This is a genomic window from Christiangramia aestuarii (genome assembly GCF_009735585.1).
Taxonomy (GTDB): Bacteria; Bacteroidota; Bacteroidia; order Flavobacteriales; family Flavobacteriaceae; genus Christiangramia; species Christiangramia aestuarii.
Genome location: NZ_VJVW01000006.1, coordinates 20180 through 37798, shown reverse-complemented (window position 1 = coordinate 37798; position 17619 = coordinate 20180). Strand labels below are relative to the sequence as shown.

General features: G+C 42.0%; 11 protein-coding genes. 9 read left to right on the top strand and 2 right to left on the bottom strand.

The window, feature by feature from the left end:
• The first annotated feature begins 239 nt into the window (after nucleotides 1-239).
• The 7 genes from FLP08_RS14080 to FLP08_RS14050 all read left to right on the top strand — a co-directional run bounded on the left by FLP08_RS14080 (nucleotide 240) and on the right by FLP08_RS14050 (nucleotide 12815).
• The gene (locus tag FLP08_RS14080; protein WP_156277642.1) at nucleotides 240-3257 is read left to right on the top strand and encodes a SusC/RagA family TonB-linked outer membrane protein; all 3018 of its coding nucleotides are present in this window, start codon (nucleotides 240-242) and stop codon (nucleotides 3255-3257) included.
• Between the two features lie 4 nt (nucleotides 3258-3261).
• On the top strand, nucleotides 3262-4725 hold the full coding sequence (locus tag FLP08_RS14075) for a RagB/SusD family nutrient uptake outer membrane protein (protein WP_156277640.1): 1464 nt from the start codon (nucleotides 3262-3264) through the stop codon (nucleotides 4723-4725).
• Nucleotides 4726-4746: 21 nt separating this feature from the next.
• Nucleotides 4747-6873: a hypothetical protein gene (locus tag FLP08_RS14070; protein WP_156277638.1), complete on the top strand. Its 2127-nt coding sequence runs from the start codon at nucleotides 4747-4749 to the stop codon at nucleotides 6871-6873.
• Between the two features lie 12 nt (nucleotides 6874-6885).
• On the top strand, nucleotides 6886-8523 hold the full coding sequence (locus tag FLP08_RS14065; RefSeq protein ID WP_156277636.1) for a family 16 glycosylhydrolase: 1638 nt from the start codon (nucleotides 6886-6888) through the stop codon (nucleotides 8521-8523).
• Nucleotides 8524-8662: 139 nt separating this feature from the next.
• Nucleotides 8663-9529 carry a glycoside hydrolase family 16 protein gene (locus tag FLP08_RS14060; protein WP_156277634.1) on the top strand — a complete coding sequence of 289 codons (867 nt, stop codon included), beginning with the start codon at nucleotides 8663-8665 and terminating at the stop codon, nucleotides 9527-9529.
• Nucleotides 9530-9756: 227 nt separating this feature from the next.
• Entirely contained in the window at nucleotides 9757-12033 is a 2277-nt protein-coding gene (gene bglX, locus FLP08_RS14055) for a beta-glucosidase BglX (protein ID WP_156277632.1), read from the top strand.
• Nucleotides 12033-12815 (top strand): glycoside hydrolase family 16 protein, encoded by a 783-nt coding sequence (locus FLP08_RS14050; RefSeq protein WP_156277630.1) that lies wholly within the window; start codon nucleotides 12033-12035, stop codon nucleotides 12813-12815. The genes bglX and FLP08_RS14050 overlap by 1 nt, the downstream gene beginning before the upstream one ends.
• Nucleotides 12816-12886: 71 nt before the next feature.
• Here the strand turns inward: FLP08_RS14050 and FLP08_RS14045 are convergent, their stop codons facing one another.
• Nucleotides 12887-13336, bottom strand: a complete 450-nt coding sequence (locus FLP08_RS14045) for a nucleoside deaminase (protein ID WP_156277628.1) — start codon at nucleotides 13334-13336, stop codon at nucleotides 12887-12889.
• Nucleotides 13337-13430: 94 nt separating this feature from the next.
• Between FLP08_RS14045 and FLP08_RS14040 the strand changes: the two genes are divergently transcribed.
• Complete coding sequence (locus FLP08_RS14040; RefSeq protein ID WP_156277626.1) at nucleotides 13431-15200, top strand: 1-deoxy-D-xylulose-5-phosphate synthase; 1770 nt, start codon at nucleotides 13431-13433, stop codon at nucleotides 15198-15200.
• 39 nt (nucleotides 15201-15239) lie between these two features.
• Nucleotides 15240-16232: a DUF3078 domain-containing protein gene (locus tag FLP08_RS14035; RefSeq protein ID WP_156277624.1), complete on the top strand. Its 993-nt coding sequence runs from the start codon at nucleotides 15240-15242 to the stop codon at nucleotides 16230-16232.
• On the opposite strand, the gene FLP08_RS14030 is transcribed toward FLP08_RS14035, so the two are convergent.
• Nucleotides 16233-17579, bottom strand: a complete 1347-nt coding sequence (locus FLP08_RS14030; RefSeq protein ID WP_156277622.1) for a deoxyguanosinetriphosphate triphosphohydrolase — start codon at nucleotides 17577-17579, stop codon at nucleotides 16233-16235.
• Nucleotides 17580-17619 lie beyond the last annotated feature (40 nt).

Below are 17619 nucleotides of genomic sequence, written 5' to 3'. Positions count from 1 at the left end.
CTTAACATAGGCGAAAAATAACTCTACATTACCTCTACATGAGCATAAATAACTGAATTAAAGAAGATTGCTGCTCACTTGTCAAAATGCTCATAAAGCCCTGTTTATATTGATATTTCCACAATTTTATCCCTTTAATATTGTCGATAGCGCAATTGTAGATTTTTTGTAAAGGTTGATTTTCTATTATATTAAGGTTGTGTTAATATATTGAAAAAGCAATTTTAATAAATAAACACATGAGGAAATTTACCTGTCTTTTGATTGTATTTCTAAGCGGGTTTTTTGGTGCTTACGCGCAATCGTTTTCGGTTAGCGGAACAGTTACCGATGAGAACGAAATGCCTTTACTAGGGGTAAACGTAATTGTAAAAAATGAGTCAAGAGGTACTACTACCGATTTTGATGGAAATTATACAGTTAATGATATCTCCAAGGGGGATGTACTCCAGTTTAGTTATGTAGGTTTTCAAACCCAAGAGATCACTGTTGGTGATCAGCAAACAATTAATGTAACACTTCGAACAGATTCTGAAGCGTTAGATGAAGTATTAGTGATTGGTTACGGTACCCAATCTAAAAAAGAAGTTACCGGAGCCGTAAGTGTGGTAGGATCTGAAACGATTGAAGATCTTAATCCAGCTCGCGTGGAACAGGCCTTACAGGGTACTGTGCCCGGAGTAAATATTACTTCCACTTCTGGTTCACCGGGTAGTGCTTCTACCATTTCGATTAGGGGTGTTAGTACTAACGGAAATAATAACCCTTTGATTCTAGTTGACGGTAACGTTATCGAGGATCTTAGTGTAATTAACCCTAACGACATTGAAAGTATAAATGTACTTAAAGATGCAACCGCTGGTATTTACGGTGTTCGAGCTGCCAATGGTGTAATCCTTATTACTACCAAATCGGGTACTTATAATACCGAATTGAAAGTAGAGTTAGATGCTTATACTGGAATCCAGGAAACTTCAAGGAAATTACCTGTTTTAAACGCCACAGAATATGCCGTTATAGTAAACGAAGCTTATGCTGCAGGAGGTGATACTCCTCCATTTACTAATTTCCGAAACCTTGGAGAGGGTACAGACTGGCAGGATGAAGTATTTTCTACGGCACCAATGTCTGATGTTAACGTTAACGTCTCTGGAGGTGGTGAAAAGTCTAAATATTCCTTTGGTGCTGGCTATTTTAATCAGGATGGTATCGTAGGTAAAGGAAAATCTACTTACGACCGTCTTACCGCTAGAATGAGCTATAATTTAGAGATTATCGACAATCTTAAATTAAATCTATCAGGTATTTACACAAATAGCAACAGAAGTACCCTGGCAGAAAATGCATTAGGTTCGGTTCTTTTTAATGCCGTAAATATTAATCCGATTCTTGGAGTATTCGACGAGAATGGAGATTACACTCTGGCAGAAGGGCTGGGTAATGAGGTTATTAACCCGGTTGCACAGATAGCAAATACTTTCAATGATACCGAGATTAATAAAATAAGTGGTGTAGGAGGTCTTGAATATACATTATGGGATAAACTCACTGCTAAAACACAATTTCAATTCAATTATTCAGAGGTAGATGGGAAGTCTTTCCTACCTGAAGTATTTTATGGATCTGGAAAGGTATTTAACATTACTAGGAATAACGTAACTGAGAATTTTGATATCTACCGTGACTATACCTGGGATAATTTCTTAACTTATGATGACAGTTTTGGAGATCATAATGTTAAATTTCTTCTGGGTATGTCTGTGTTTAAAACACAGGGAGAACTTTCTTCTTTAACCGGTTTTGGTTTGCCAACCAATGAATATGGTGATGCAAACATAGACGATGCTACAGAGGTGTTAGATGCCTATCAAAATGGGGGAGACTTTTTTGATTCCCGATTGCTATCTTACTTCTCAAGATTACAATACAATTACAAAGGAAAATATTTGTTTTCTGGTCTGGTTAGACGAGATGGATCTACTGCTTTTGGACCGGAAAACAAATTTGGATGGTTCCCATCAGCCTCTTTAGGATGGGTAGTAACTGAGGAAAACTTCCTTAATGATTCAGATTTCCTTAGTTTTCTAAAGCTACGTGGTAGTTACGGTATTATTGGAAATGATAGGATAAATGCCTATGGTTTTGTTTCCTTATTAAATGGGGAAGGAACCTATGTTTTTGATAATGAACTTGTTTTTGGTAAGGCAGCAGGCGCTTTAGCAAACCCAGAAATTCGCTGGGAGAAACAAAAAACACTGGATATTGGTTTGGATGCGAGATTACTGGATTCAAGGATAGATATTACCATGGACTACTTTAAGAGAAAAACTGAAGACTTATTAGTAGCGCCACAAGTATCTGGAATTCTTGGAGCGGGTGCTCCGGGCTCAGCGCCACCAATCGTGAATGCTGGTATTGTAGAAAACAGAGGTTTTGAATTTGCAATAGGTTATAATCAGGTTGTAAATGACGATTTCCAGTTCAATATTAGCTACAATATGACCGCCTTGGAAAATGAAGTATTATTTGTTGATAGTGATAATGGCTTTCTAACAGGAGGTTCCTTTGGAATTGGTTTGGAGCCACCTTCCAGAATGGAAGCTGGTAAACCACTTGGGTACTTTTATGGATTGGAGACGAATGGATTATTTCAAAACTCTGAGGAAGTGGCAAATAGTGCCCAGCCAGATGCTGCCCCAGGTGACATTCGTTTCGTAGACCAAAACGGTGATGGAATAATAGATTCAGATGACCGTACTGATATTGGAAATCCATTACCAGATTTCACCATGGGTCTTAATTTCGGGTTCAATTATAAGAATTTCGACTTTAACGCTTATGCATTTGCTTCCTTAGGCAATGATATTGCACGTAATTATGAGCGTAATCAGCCGAATACAAATAAAAGAAATGCTTACCTGGGAAGATGGACAGGTGAAGGAACATCCAATAGCTTTCCAAGAGTTAGCACCGGAGCCAACACTAATATTTTATTCTCAGATTTCTATGTAGAGGATGGTTCTTATTTAAGGCTTCAAAATGTACAATTAGGATATTCTCTGGATTCAAAGCTCATTGCTAATACAGGAGTAGATAAACTTAGGATTTATGCATCGGTAAATAATGCTTTTACCCTTACAGATTATCAGGGATACGATCCATCAGCATCTAGCGGTGCGCCTATTGGTGGGGGAATAGATCAGGGATTCTATCCTGTACCTAGAGTATATATGTTAGGAATTAATATGAAATTTTAATTAGATGAAAACGAAATTATATTCAATCAAATGGATAGTTGCCATAGCGTTTTTGGCATTATCTGGATGTAGCGATGACTTCGTGTATGTGGATAGCCCAGATGAGAATTCTGAAACCTATTTCAACACACCCGAGGAATACGACCTGGCCCTGGTTGGAGCTTATGACCTTTTGCAGTCTACGTATCTTAACGTGATGCTAGGGGAAATTGCTTCAGACAATACCCTTGCCGGTGGAGAAAGTGCTACCGATGTTCCTGGAATTCAGGAAATAGATGACATGGAGCACACTCCTGTGAATCAACAGCTAAGGGATATCTGGAGCTGGATGTTTGCTGGGGTTAACCGAGCGAATTATATCCTTGAGTTTCAGGATAAAATAGATTTTGAGGGTAAGAATGAAATCATTGCTCAGGCGAGATTTTTAAGAGCCTATTATTATTTTGAACTTGTGAAATGGTTCGGTGACGTGCCATTAGCCGTAGATAGACGTATACAGTTTGGTGAACAATTCAATATTCCAAGGACTCCTAAATCTGAAGTTTATGCTTTGATAGAAGAAGATCTGATTTTTGCTTCGGCTAATCTGCCTGCAACCCAGGCTCAGGAAGGAAGAATAACTTCTGGTGCTGCCCAGGCTTTACTGGGAAAAGCATATTTGTATCAGAATAAATTTGCTGAAGCGGCTACGGCCTTCGAACCTGTTATCAATGGTCCTTACTCCCTTGTAGAGGATTATAACAGCATTTTTGAGCCGGAAGGAGAGAATAATTCTGAATCTATTTTTGAAGTACAGTATACAGATAAAGAAGGTGCAGGTTTTGGTTGTCTTCAGTGTTCTGAAGGTAATGTTGCCGTAGGATTTAACGGGATCAGAAATTACTCAGGTCCGGTTTTCGAATCTGGATTCAGTTTTAATGTTCCGGTTCAGGAAGTGGTAGACGTTTTTACCGAGGACGATATTAGAAAAGATGTAGCTATTCTTGATATCGAAGCATGGGCGGCTGAAACTGGTGCGACTTATGCTGAAGGATATGAGCACACTGGCTATTATAATAGAAAATATATTGCCAGACAGGGTGACCTTAATACAGGTGATGCTAACCTTACCAATCCGAATAATTATAGAGCAATTAGGCTTGCAGATGTACTTTTAATGGCTGCTGAGGCTAATTATAAAAAAGCTTCCTCAGACGAGGAAAAAGCCAGACAGTATCTTAATAGAGTTAGAGAAAGAGCAGGTTTGGAAGAGGTATCTCTTTCTGGAAGCAGTTTATTAAATCAGATATACGAAGATCGCAGACTTGAACTTGTAGGAGAAGGACATCGTTTCTTCGACCTGGTAAGAACAGGAAGAGCGGCCGAGGAAATTGACGGTTTCCAGACAGGAAAGCATGAATTATTTCCTATTCCAGCTATCGAGATAGAACTGGCAGGGAATATTTGGGAACAAAATCCAGGTTATTAAAAAATACTAAAACGAATAAAGATGAAAATATTCAAAATCTTAGCAATGCTTACCATCTCGCTTCTTCTTTTTACTGGATGCGAGGATGATGAAATTACGAACTATGCCTTCCAGGATGTTTCTGCTCCTGAGAATGTAACTGCAGTATTTGATGTGTCTCAGGATGATACCGGAACGGTTACTGTCACACCTAGTGGTGATGGGGCGCAGGTTTTCCAGGTAGACCTTGGGAATGGGGAGTCCACAGAATTAGCCGCAGGTGAATCTGTAACCACAGTGTATGACGAAGGGGAATACCTGGTAAAAGTAGTAGCGGTAGGTTCAACTGGTTTGACAAGTGAATATAACCAGATGTTGAATATCTCCTTTAAAGCTCCAGAGAATTTGATGATCAATGTAGATCAGCCTGCCAATAATCCTAAGACTATTACAGTTTCAGCGACGGCAGATAATGCTACTGTATTTGATGTTTATTTTGGAGATGTAGACGAAGAAGAGCCTACGCAATTGATGCCAGGCGGAAGTGTTGAGCATACTTATGAGCCAGGAGTTTATGAATTAACCGTGGTTGCCAGGGGTGCCGGAGCTGCTACGGCTGAAGAAGACGAGATTATTATCGTACCAGAAGCTACAGATCCTTTAAAACTTCCAATCACTTTTGATGTTGGAACTGTAAGCTACGCTGCTGGTACTTTTGGGGGGACTAGCTATGAAGTAGTAAGTAATCCCGATGCTTCTGGAGCAAATACTTCAGATTCTAATGTTGCTGCAGTAACAAATTCCGGAGCCAATTGGGAAGGAATTGCCTATACTTTAGGTGAGCCAGTAGACTTCAGTGGAAGTGCAAAGACTATTTCCATGAAAGTTTGGTCTGATGTTGCTTTGCCAGTATTGTTGAAATTTGAAGGTGGTGTAAATGGTGAGAGACAAACAGAAGTTTCTGCTAATCACGGTGGAACCGGATGGGAAGAACTTACTTTTAACTTTGCTACAGATGCTGTTAAGAGTTATATAGATGGTACACAGGGAGCCGGAGAGCCATTCGTTCCTACCGGACAGTATTCAACAATGGTGATCTTTATTGACGGACCTGGTACTGCAGCTGGAACATTCTATCTTGATGATATCGAGCAGGATCCTGGAATCCCATTCAAACTTCCGGTTACCTTCGATAATTTTGCAGCTTATACCGAGGGAATGATTTCACCTTTTGGAGGTACTTTCGAGGTGGTAGCAAATCCGGATACTTCAGGAGATAATCCTGCTGCTAGCAATGTAGGAGCTTTCACCAAAGACGGTGGCCAGTACGAAGGTCTTACTTTCAATCTTGATGAGGCTATAGATTTCTCAGGAGATAACAAAACCATGAGTGTTACTCTATGGTCAGATGTGGAATATACAGTACTATTTAAACTTGAAACAGGAGTTAACGGAGAGAGATCTAATGAAGTTCGTGCAACTCATACAGGTTCTGGATGGGAAACTCTAACCTTTGATTTTAATAATGCTACCAAGAGTTATATTGATGGTTCGCAGGGAGTTGGGGAGCCATTTGTTCCAACCGGGGAATATGCATCTTTCTCGGTATTCTTCGCTTTTGAGGGAAGTGCTGCAGGAACTTATTATATCGATGATATATTTAAAGTAGGAGATGATGTGGTTTCTTTATTTTCTGAAGATTTCGAATCTGCAGATAATTTTGAAACTTCAGGAATAGGTTTCAACCTTGTTACGAATCCTCAGCAATCTGGAATCAATGATTCTGATGGAATGGTAGGAGAAGTAATCAATGCTGGTGGTCAGTACGAAGCTGTGACCTTTACTTTTGATGAGGCGATCGATTTTTCAGCTGGTAAAACGATCACTCTGAAGGTATATTCTGAAACTGCTTATCCAGTACTTTATAAACTGGAAACCGGAGTAAATGGGGAAAGAGCTGCTGAGGTTGAAGTGAATCACGGCGGAACCGGTTGGGAAGAACTTACTTTCGATTTTGCTAACAATGCGAGAAAAAGTTATGTAGATGGTGACCCAGAAAACGGACAGCCAATAGTACCAGATGGTCAATTTGACCAGGTTTCAATATTCCTTGATTTCGCAGGGACTACTGCAGGTACTTTCTACATTGATGATATGATGCAGAACTAGAAAATAAAGACTATGAAATATTTAAGAATAATTAATTTTTTGATCATCAGTATCCTGGCAGTAAGCTGCCAGGAAGATGATCTGGAACTGCAGGATATGGCAGTCCCGTCTAATATAACGGTGAACGCCGATATCAGTACAGACGGATCGGGGATTGTACATTTCGACGTTTCTGCAGATAATGCTTTTACTTACCAGTTCAATTTTGGAGACGGTACCACAGGTACTTCTTTGGACGGAAAAATTACTAAAAGATTTAGCAGGAATGGATTAAATACTTACCTGGTTACGGTTGTTGCTTTCGGTAAAGGAGGAATTAGTAGCTCTAAATCTGTAGAAATTGAAGTTGAGAGTGACTTTTCAGATCCCGAAACTAAAGATTACCTTACCGGGGGAAGTTCTAAGACCTGGTATGTGGCGGCTTCGGAGCCTGGTCATTTAGGAGTTGGACCAACTTTTGGAGATAACTTTAATAATCCTTCTTACTACACTGCAGCTCCTTTTGAAAAAGCCGGTGCAGACGCCAGCTCATGCTTTTATACAGATGAATTGACCTTTAGCACTACGGGAGAAAACAATTTCACCTATGAGTATAATAATAACGGAAGAACCTTCTTCAATGCAGATTTCGTTGGTGAATTCGGAGGTCCTACAGGTAGTGGAGACCAGTGTATAGAAGTTGACTTTGGCGGTGAAAAGAATGTTGCTTTATCTCCTGCTACTTCAGGAGTAGAGGCTTCTACGGGAACCCAGATGGATTTTTCAGATGGAGGTTTTATGAGTTACTATATAGCTACCAGTTCTTACGAGATACTTTCTATAGATGAGAATAGTATGTATGTAAGAGCGGTAATGGGAAATAACCCTGACCTCGCCTGGTACCTTAAGTTCACAACTACACCATACGATCAGCAGGAAGCTGGTGGTGGAACCGAAGAACCGGAAGAATTTCAAACTGAATTTGAAGATCTTCTTTGGGAAACTTCTTTCGATGATGAAACTTCTTTAGATACCAGTGTTTGGAATTACGAAATTGGTAATGGAGACAATGGTTGGGGTAATCAGGAAGCTCAATATTATACAGAAGATAATACTTCTATTGTTGATGGAAATCTTCTAATCACGGCCAGAAGAGAATCTGAAAGTGGGTTCGAATTCACCTCTTCACGTATTACCACACAGGATAATTTTGAGTTTACTTATGGTAGAGTTGAAGTGAGAGCAAAACTGCCTGAGGGTGGTGGAACCTGGCCAGCAATCTGGATGTTAGGTAATAATTTCGATGAAGTAGGCTGGCCTACTACTGGTGAGATTGATATTATGGAGCATAAAGGGAATGAACCTGGAATCATTCACGGTTCACTTCATTATCCGGGAGCTTCTGGAGGCAATGCCGATACAAATACCACAACTATCGAAAACCCTTCTTCAGAATTCCATACTTATACCATGGAATGGTCGGCGGAAAGAATCGTCTTTCTAGTAGATGATGAAGTTTATCATACATACGCTAATACACCAGAATCTCCATTTAATAAGGATTTCTTCCTGATACTCAACGTAGCCATGGGAGGTACTTTTGGAGGTGAAATAGATGAAAACTTCCAGGAATCATCTATGGAAGTGGACTACGTAAGAGTTTACCAATAAATTGTTTGTTTAGGCTTTAAATCCCCGGAGTATCTTCTAGAGCTCCGGGATTTATAATTTAAACTTAAAATTTACTGGTTTTATAATAGCCTTGGAGGCGCGGGTTTTTCATGGCGATTATTCTTTTAAAATAATGTATATGAAGCACTTATTTTTAAAATCCTTCTTTGCCCTTGCCTTAATTTTTAGCGGAAACTTATTTGCTCAGGGCCCACCTGCAAGAACCGAAAGCGACACCCTTTTCTTTGATGATTTCTCAGGAAGTTCACTTGATAGAAAGAACTGGAATGTTGTTGGAACCGACTTTTGGGTAAATAACGAGCAACAGGTCTATGTGGATTCCACCGCAACTATTTTTAATGTAAAGGGAGATGATGCTAAGGGAGCGGAAAATGCTCTGGTATTGAAAGCTCATTATAGCCCCAATTATATAAAATACCGCGGAAATGAATTCGATTTCATATCAGGCAGAATAAACACAAGAGATAAAGTGATGTTCACCTATGGTACGGCTATGGCCAGGATGAAACTACCTGAAGGTTCCGGCTTTTGGCCCGCATTCTGGGCACTTGGCGGAGGCGATTGGCCAGATACCGGGGAAATAGATATCATGGAATATGTAGGAGAGACAGACTGGATAGGTGTTGCCCTACATGGCCCGGGATATTCCGGAGAGACCCCACTGGTTAATAAATACTTTTTTCCAGAAGGTGAAGACGTGACCAGCTGGCATGTGTATTCTGTAGACTGGACGGCAGATGCAATTAATTTTAAAGTTGATGGCAGGTTGATATATAGGGTTACTAAACCTATGGTTGAGAATTATGGGGAATGGAAATTTGACAATCCAAAATACCTTATTCTAAATCTGGCTTTAGGGGGTGCCTATCCTTATAAAACCAATGGAGTTGAGAAACCTTATAACGGATTGCCGGCATCTACTGTCGAGCTTATTAAAGAAGGAAAAGCAGAAGTGCTTATCGACTGGGTTTTAATTAAAAAATAAACTGAGAAATCTATAGACAGGTATTTTCTAAGAAATTCGTTTTAGAGCATTGCTAATTATTCTAAGGGATTTTAGGTTTTCGGGAATAAATTTTAAAAGTATTTCAGTGCCGGATATGGCAGAGGATAGCCATTAAAACCAGAACTGGAATCACTACTGGATTTTGCAGATCCATTCAAAAATAAAACGGGAAAATATATTTTCCTCCATAATCTAATTTTAAGATCATGAAAAAATATTTATTAATAATCTCATCCCTCTTTTTCGGGGCCATGGGAGCATATTCTCAGTCTTCTGGAATCAAGAGCTCGGTAGAGGATGTAGAAACTAAGGTAGATTCGGTTCTGAACCTGATGACCTTAGAGGAAAAGGTAGGGCAGATGATCCAGTATAACGGAAGTTGGGATCTTACTGGTCCGGCTTCTGAAGTAGGAAATAAGGAAAAAGAAGACCGCCTGAAAAAAGGACTGGTTGGTTCTATGCTGAACGTTCTTTCTGTAGAGGCTACAGAAAAGGCACAGCGTATGAATATGGAAAACTCCCGTATCAAGATCCCATTAATTTTTGGCTATGATGTGATCCATGGATATAAGACCATATTCCCGGTGCCACTGGGAGAAACTGCCAGTTGGGATGTGGATGCTGCCAGGGAATCTGCCAGGATCGCAGCACTTGAATCTGTGGCTGAAGGGGTGAACTGGACCTTTTCACCTATGATTGATATTTCCAGGGATGCACGCTGGGGAAGAATAATGGAAGGCTCTGGCGAAGATCCTTATCTAACTTCTCAAATTGCTGTGGCAAAAGTAGAGGGTTACCAGGGTGAGGACCTATCAGACCCTAAGACCATTGCCGCTACCGCAAAGCACTTTGCCGGTTATGGTCTGGCTGAAGGTGGGAAGGACTATAATGCGGTAAACATTGGCAAGAACGAACTTCATAATATCGTTTTGCCTCCATTTAAGGCTGCCGCCGATGCCGGTGTGGCCACTTTTATGAACTCTTTCAATACCATTGATGGTATTCCCGCGACGGGAAGCGAAAGCTTGCAAAGAGAGATACTGAAAAGTGAATGGGACTGGCAGGGATTCGTGGTTTCAGACTGGGGTTCTATAGCCGAGATGATCCCGCATGGTTTTGCCAGGGATAAGGTGCATGCAGCAGAGATCGCGGTGAAAGCCGGAAGCGACATGGATATGGAAGGCGGCGCTTACGAAGCCGGTCTTGAAAAACTTGTGGAAGAAGGAAAGATCGATGAAGCCTTGATAGACCAGGCAGTAAGAAGGATCTTGCGAGTAAAGTTCAAATTAGGACTTTTTGAAGATCCGTACAGATACATCAATGAAGATTTCGCAGCTAAGGTTCCTTACCAGGAGCATCGCGAGATCGCCAGGGATATCGCTAAAAAATCAATCGTTCTCTTAAAGAACGAGACCAACATGCTTCCTTTAAAAAATTCAGTAAAGAAGATTGCGGTCATCGGGCCACTTGCAGACGATAAAGACACCCCAATAGGGAACTGGAGAGCACAGGGAGAGGCTAATTCAGCAGTTTCAGTTCTGGAGGGTTTGAAAAACGCCAACCTCGATGCTGAGATCACTTATGCCAAGGGAGTGACCCTGGGTGAAGGTGAGCGTAGCTTCCTGTTTCCTTTAAAGATCAATGAAACCGACAGGTCTGGTATTCCAGACGCCGTAGCTAAAGCTAAGGATGCTGAAATGGTGATCATGGTACTGGGAGAAGATGCATTCCAGTCTGGAGAAGGACGTAGTCAGGCAAATATTGGCATGGCAGGACTTCAGAAGGAACTATTGAAGGAAGTATATAAGGTGAACAAGAATATCGTACTGGTTCTTATGAACGGGCGCCCAATGGAGATCAACTGGTCTGCAGGAAATATTCCGGCGATCGTGGAAGCCTGGCAGCTGGGAACAGAAAGCGGAAACGCCATAGCCGATGTGCTTACCGGGAAATATAACCCGTCTGGAAAACTACCGGTTTCTTTCCCGAGAGCTGTAGGTCAGGAGCCTTTGTATTATAATAGGATGAATACGGGAAGGCCTTCTAACGACCAGCATGTGACCTATTCGCATTATACCGATATAGAGAATGGTCCTTTGTATCCATTTGGATATGGACTTAGTTATACCACTTTTGAATACGGAGATGTGAAACTTTCCTCTTCAGAAATGAACCAGGGCGGAGAGGTGACTTTAAGTGTATCTGTGACCAATACCGGTGATGTAAAGGGTAAGGAAGTTGTTCAGTTATACCTTCATGACCTTGTAGCAAGTATTGCCAGACCAATCAAGGAGCTTAAAGGATTTAAAATGGTGGAACTTGAACCTGGGGAAACCAAAGAGGTAAACTTCAAAATAGATGAGAAGATGCTCGAATTCTATACTGCTGCCGGAAAATGGGAAGCAGAACCGGGTGCTTTCGACCTTATGGTTGGAGGAAACTCAGAGGAGCTGCAAACAGTAAAATTAAATTACAGTAAATAATGAGATCATTTTCGGTATTATTCATCAGCGCGAGCTTCCTTCTGGGAACTTTCACTTCTGTGCAATCCCAGGAAGTCATTTTTAAAGATGATTTTAATGGGGATAGCCTGGATATGAAAGTCTGGAATTATGAAGAAGGAGATGGCTGCCCAAACCTTTGCGGCTGGGGAAATAATGAAGAGCAGGTTTACGATCGTAACTATGTTGAGGTTAAGGATGGTAAGCTTGTGATCACCGCTGTGAAAAAGGATGGTGAATATTATTCGGGAAAGATCAATTCTAAAGATAATATCGAGTTCACTTATGGAGTGATCGAGGTTAGAGCAAAAGTAGCTACAGGTAAGGGCCTCTGGCCAGCTATATGGATGTTAGGTGCCAATATTAGCGAGGTTGGATGGCCTGCCAGTGGTGAAATTGATATCCTGGAATATATTGGAAGGGAGCCAGGGAAGGTCTTTACTTCTCTGCATACCCCGGCCAGTCATGGTAATACTATTAATACCAAAAAGACCAAAATAGAAAATATCGAAGAAGGTTTTCATACCTACAAGACTGTATGGACCAGGGATTATATCGAGTTTTTCGTGGATGGCCGCCAGCTTTATAAGTTCACGCCTGAAAAATATGATGAGAAGCACTATCCATTCAGAAAGGACTTCTACTTCCTTATCAATATGGCCGTGGGCGGAAATCTTGGAGGAGCAAAGATCGATGATGCTGCCCTGCCCGATAAGTTCTATGTAGATTATATCAAGGTGACTGAACTGCCTGATGACCTATAAAATATTGAAGCGAAACCCTTAAAATTGTTGGGTTAGCTTACCTCATGTAGATAACCTGGGTTTCGCTTTTTTTAGTTCAGATTTCGCTTTTCAATGAAGAAGCGCTTTAAGAGATTTCCAGCTTCTTCTTCTAATATTCCTGTTTTAACTTCAGTCTTTGGGTGTAACTGCACCCCGAATTTTCTATATCCTCTTTGTGGGTCTGAAGCGCCGAAAACTATTTTTGAAATCTGGCTCCAGTAAAGTGCCCCGGCACACATCTGGCATGGCTCCAGGGTTATATACATCGTACAGTTCTGAAGGTATTTTCCGCCGAGGAAATTTGCGGCCGCGGTGATCGCCTGCATTTCGGCATGAGCCGTAACATCATTTAAAGTCTCGGTAAGATTATGCCCCCGGGCGATGATCTTGTCGTTTATCACCACAACTACTCCCACAGGGATCTCTCCTTTTTCATAGGCGGCTTCGGCTTCTTCCAAAGCCTTTTTCATAAAATATTCGTCGTTGAAGGGAGACAGCATTTTCCGGCAATTTTTTCGGAAAGATATAAATTTTGAGGTTTCCCGGTCACCGACTTATTCAGAAATCAGTTTGCTTAATGTAACTTTGTTGGGTATGGCCGGAATTTTAAAGAACATCGATAGTCCTGCACAGCTGAGAATGCTGGATGCTGAAGAACTGGAGCAACTGGCTCAGGAACTGCGCAAATTCATCATTAACATAGTCGCGACCAAAGAAGGACACCTGGGAGCTAGCCTTGGCGTAGTGGAGCTTACCATTGCCCTGCATTATGTTTTCAATACCCCAATAGATCTTTTGGTCTGGGACGTGGGCCACCAGGCTTATGGGCATAAGATACTTACCGGTCGCAAGGATATTTTTGAAACCAACAGGCAACTGGGAGGTATCAGCGGGTTCCCTAAAAGGTCTGAAGGTGAATATGACACCTTCGGGACGGGACATTCCTCTACCTCGATCTCAGCAGCTTTGGGTATGGCCATAGCCTCAAACCTGAAAGGAGAAACCGAAAAACAACATATCGCCGTCATTGGTGATGCCTCTATTGCCAGCGGGATGGCTTTTGAAGGGCTTAACCATGCTGGGGTGACCAATGCGAATCTCTTGGTGATCCTTAATGATAATGCTATTGGGATTGATCCCAGTGTAGGTGCATTGAAGGAATATCTTACCAAAGCCAGGGTAGGTTATAAGCCAGCAAGCGATAACATTATCGAAGCTCTTAATTTCAAGTATTTCGGGCCGGTAGACGGGCATGACCTGCCAGGCCTTTTAAAGGTCCTGAAGAAGATGAAAGAGATCAAAGGCCCAAAGTTTCTTCATGTGATCACCAGGAAAGGAAAAGGCCTTAAAAAGGCCGAGGAAGACCAGGTGAAATACCACGCCCCGGGGAAATTCGAACCGGAAACGGGCGAATTATTAAAATATGATACCAATGGCTTGCCTTTAAAATACCAGGATGTGTTCGGACTAAGCCTGGTGGAGCTGGCAGAAAATAACGAGAAAATCATAGGGATCACTCCCGCCATGCCTACCGGAAGTTCCTTAAAATATATGATGAAGGCTTTCCCGCAACGGGCTTTTGATGTAGGCATTGCTGAGCAGCATGCGGTTACCCTTTCTGCGGGTATGGCTACCCAGGGTTTTATAGTTTATTGCGCTATTTATTCCACATTTCTGCAAAGAGCTTACGATCAGCTTATACATGACGTGGCCTTGCAAAATCTTCCGGTGATCTTTTGCCTGGACCGGGCCGGCCTGGTTGGGGAAGACGGGGCGACCCATCACGGGGTCTTCGATATTGCTTATGCCAGGGCGATTCCAAACCTGATGATCGCGGCACCGCGAAATGAGGTTGAATTAAGGAATATGCTCTATACTGCCCAGTTAGGCCTCGAGTCACCGCTAATTATCAGGTATCCCAGGGGAAGGGGAGTTCTTAAGGAATGGCAGCTTCCATTTAAAAAAGTAGTTTGGGGAAAGGGAGAGCTCTTAAAAGAAGGAAGTGAGCTGGCTGTTCTAAGCCTCGGAAATATGGCAGGGAATGCCAAAGAGGCCATTCAGCAACTGGAGAAACCCGAAAAGGTGGCGCATTATGACTTGAAATTCGCCAAACCCCTGGATGAAGAATTACTCGCATCTGTCTTCAAAAAGTTTGATAGGATTGTCACAATTGAAGATGGCGTGAAAAAAGGTGGTTTTGGGAGTGCAGTGTTGGAATACGCAGCAAGCCTTGATTATAAGGGGCATATCGAACTTATGGGGGTGCCAGATGAATTTATTGAGCAAGGAAGTGTACATGAATTACAAGAAATTTCGGGAATACACGTTGAAGGATTAAGGCAAAAACTGGAATCTATGATATGATTTTTTTATTTTTGCGAACCCGAAAACCTGATTGAATTAATGAAGTCCCGAATCCTACTCCTGCTCCTCTGTATTACATCATTTAAAGCGCTAGCCTCTGATCTTAAATACTCTGCAGTAAGGGATACCACTTCAAACCAGGCCGCAGATACCACTAATACAGATTCCATGCTGATCTACTGGACCGAGAAGAATACCTTCGGGGTGAATCTTAGCGAGGTGGCTTTTGTGAACTGGAACTCGGGTGGTAACAACTCGGTTTCAGCATTATTCTACGCCAACTTCCAGCGAAATTTTGAGAAAGACCTCACCGTCTGGAAAAATTCGGCATCCCTCCGTTATGGGATCAATGCCCAGGAAGGTCGGGAGATACGCAAAACTGAAGATGAAATGAGGCTGAATTCTTCTTTTGGTTTCCGGCAGGACAGCACCTCCAATTGGTATTATTCGGGAAAGTTCAGTTTTAACTCACAGTTTTCCAACGGTTATAAATATCCCGATACCGAGGTGGCCATCTCCAGGTTCATGGCTCCCGGTTATACATTTTTAGGAGCGGGAACGGAATATTCCCATCCCGAAGAAGACCTTACGGTCTATCTTTCGCCCATTACCTTTAAGTCCACTTTCGTGCTCGACCAGAGGCTGGCTAATGAGGGTATGTTCGGGGTAGATCCCGCTGTTACAGATGAGCTTGGGAACATTTTAAAGGAAGGAGAGAATGTGCGAACAGAATTTGGTTTCCTGGTCACCAGTGGCTTTAGCAAGGAGGTCTATGACAATATAGACCTTAATAACCAGCTTAGTCTCTACTCAGATTATCTGAACAAGTTCGGAAATATAGATGTAGACTGGCAGCTCACCGTGAACATGAAGGTGAACGAATTCGTGAAAGCTAATGTAGGTTCGCATATACGTTATGATGATGACGTAAAGTTCAAGGAAGACACCAACGGTGATGGAAAGCTGGAAACTTCCGGCCCCCGAATCCAGTTGAAGCAAATGCTGGGTGTTGGTGTGGTCTATGAATTTTAATTACAAACTCTGTCCCTTGTATCTTTTGAAAGACGCCACGGTCATCCCGTCTGTAAGCGAAGCCGTAAACGAGCAAATCCCAATCAGTTTTTCATAAACTGAGTCACTTTCCTGTAAGGCTTTTAACTGCGGAACAGATTTAATGACCAGTTTGGTAAAATTAGAATCTTCAGCTTCCTTCTCTGGAATGAAAGCCCTGGTGTAAATATCCAGAAGGTAGGAAAGCATTTTGTAACCGGCGATCTCTTTACTGATCACCTCTTCGCTCTGGTAGATCTTTTCGACACTTATCTTGATGATATCCTTGATCTGCGCCTCATAACTGCTCTTATCGAAAAGGGATTCGTGAAATTCACCATTAAGAATGGCCTCTTCGTTCTGCACGAAAATTTCGGCTGCCTCGGTGATAAGCGTATTTATGGCCAGGGATCGCAGATAAGCAAGGCGGTCTGCCGTGCTTTTTAACTGGTTGTACTTACCGGTGTTGATGTTATTCTTCACCAGTTTTATCAAATATTCCAGGGCATAATCTTCATCGATAAGCCCCAGGTTGATGCCGTCCTCAAAATCTATGATAGTATAACAAATATCGTCGGCTGCCTCTACAAGGAAAGCCAGTGGGTGCCTTGAGTAACCGATGTCCCTGCCTTCGCGGGTCTTTTTCAATCCCAATTCTTCAGCAACCTCTTCAAAGATCTCTCTTTCGCTCTGGAAGAAACCGAATTTCTTGTCTTCTATCTTTTTTGATGGTTTATGCGGAAGTGATTCCTTGGGGTATTTGGTGAAAGCTCCCAGGGTAGAATATGACAATCTCAGACCACCTTCAATTCCCGGACGGTTTTCGGTGAGTATCTTAAAGCCGTTGGCATTACCTTCGAATTTAACCAGGTCCTGAAATTCCTTTTCAGACAGTTGCTCCTTGAATCTTTTTCCTTTACCATGACTGAAATACTCGCCAATGGCTTTTTCCCCGGAATGCCCAAAGGGCGGGTTGCCAATATCGTGAGCAAGCGCCGCAGCGGCTACAATGGCTCCAAAATCGTTCATCTGGTAACCGAAAGTATCTTTTAAATAGGGATGTTTTTCGATCAGTTTCTGGCCGGCGAGCCTGCCCAGCGATCTTCCCACCACCGAAACTTCCAGGCTATGCGTAAGCCTAGTATGTACAAAATCTGTTTTGGAAAGCGGGATCACCTGGGTCTTATCCTGTAAGCTCCTGAAGGCGGAAGAAAAAATGATCCTGTCGTAGTCTACTTCAAAACCAAGACGGGTTTCATTCTGTTCCTTTCTAAGTCTTTTATGTTTGTCTCCAAATCGTTTCAGAGATAAGAGTTGCTCCCAGTTCATAGAATTGCATTGTTGAGGCCCAAAAATATTAAAAAAGGGA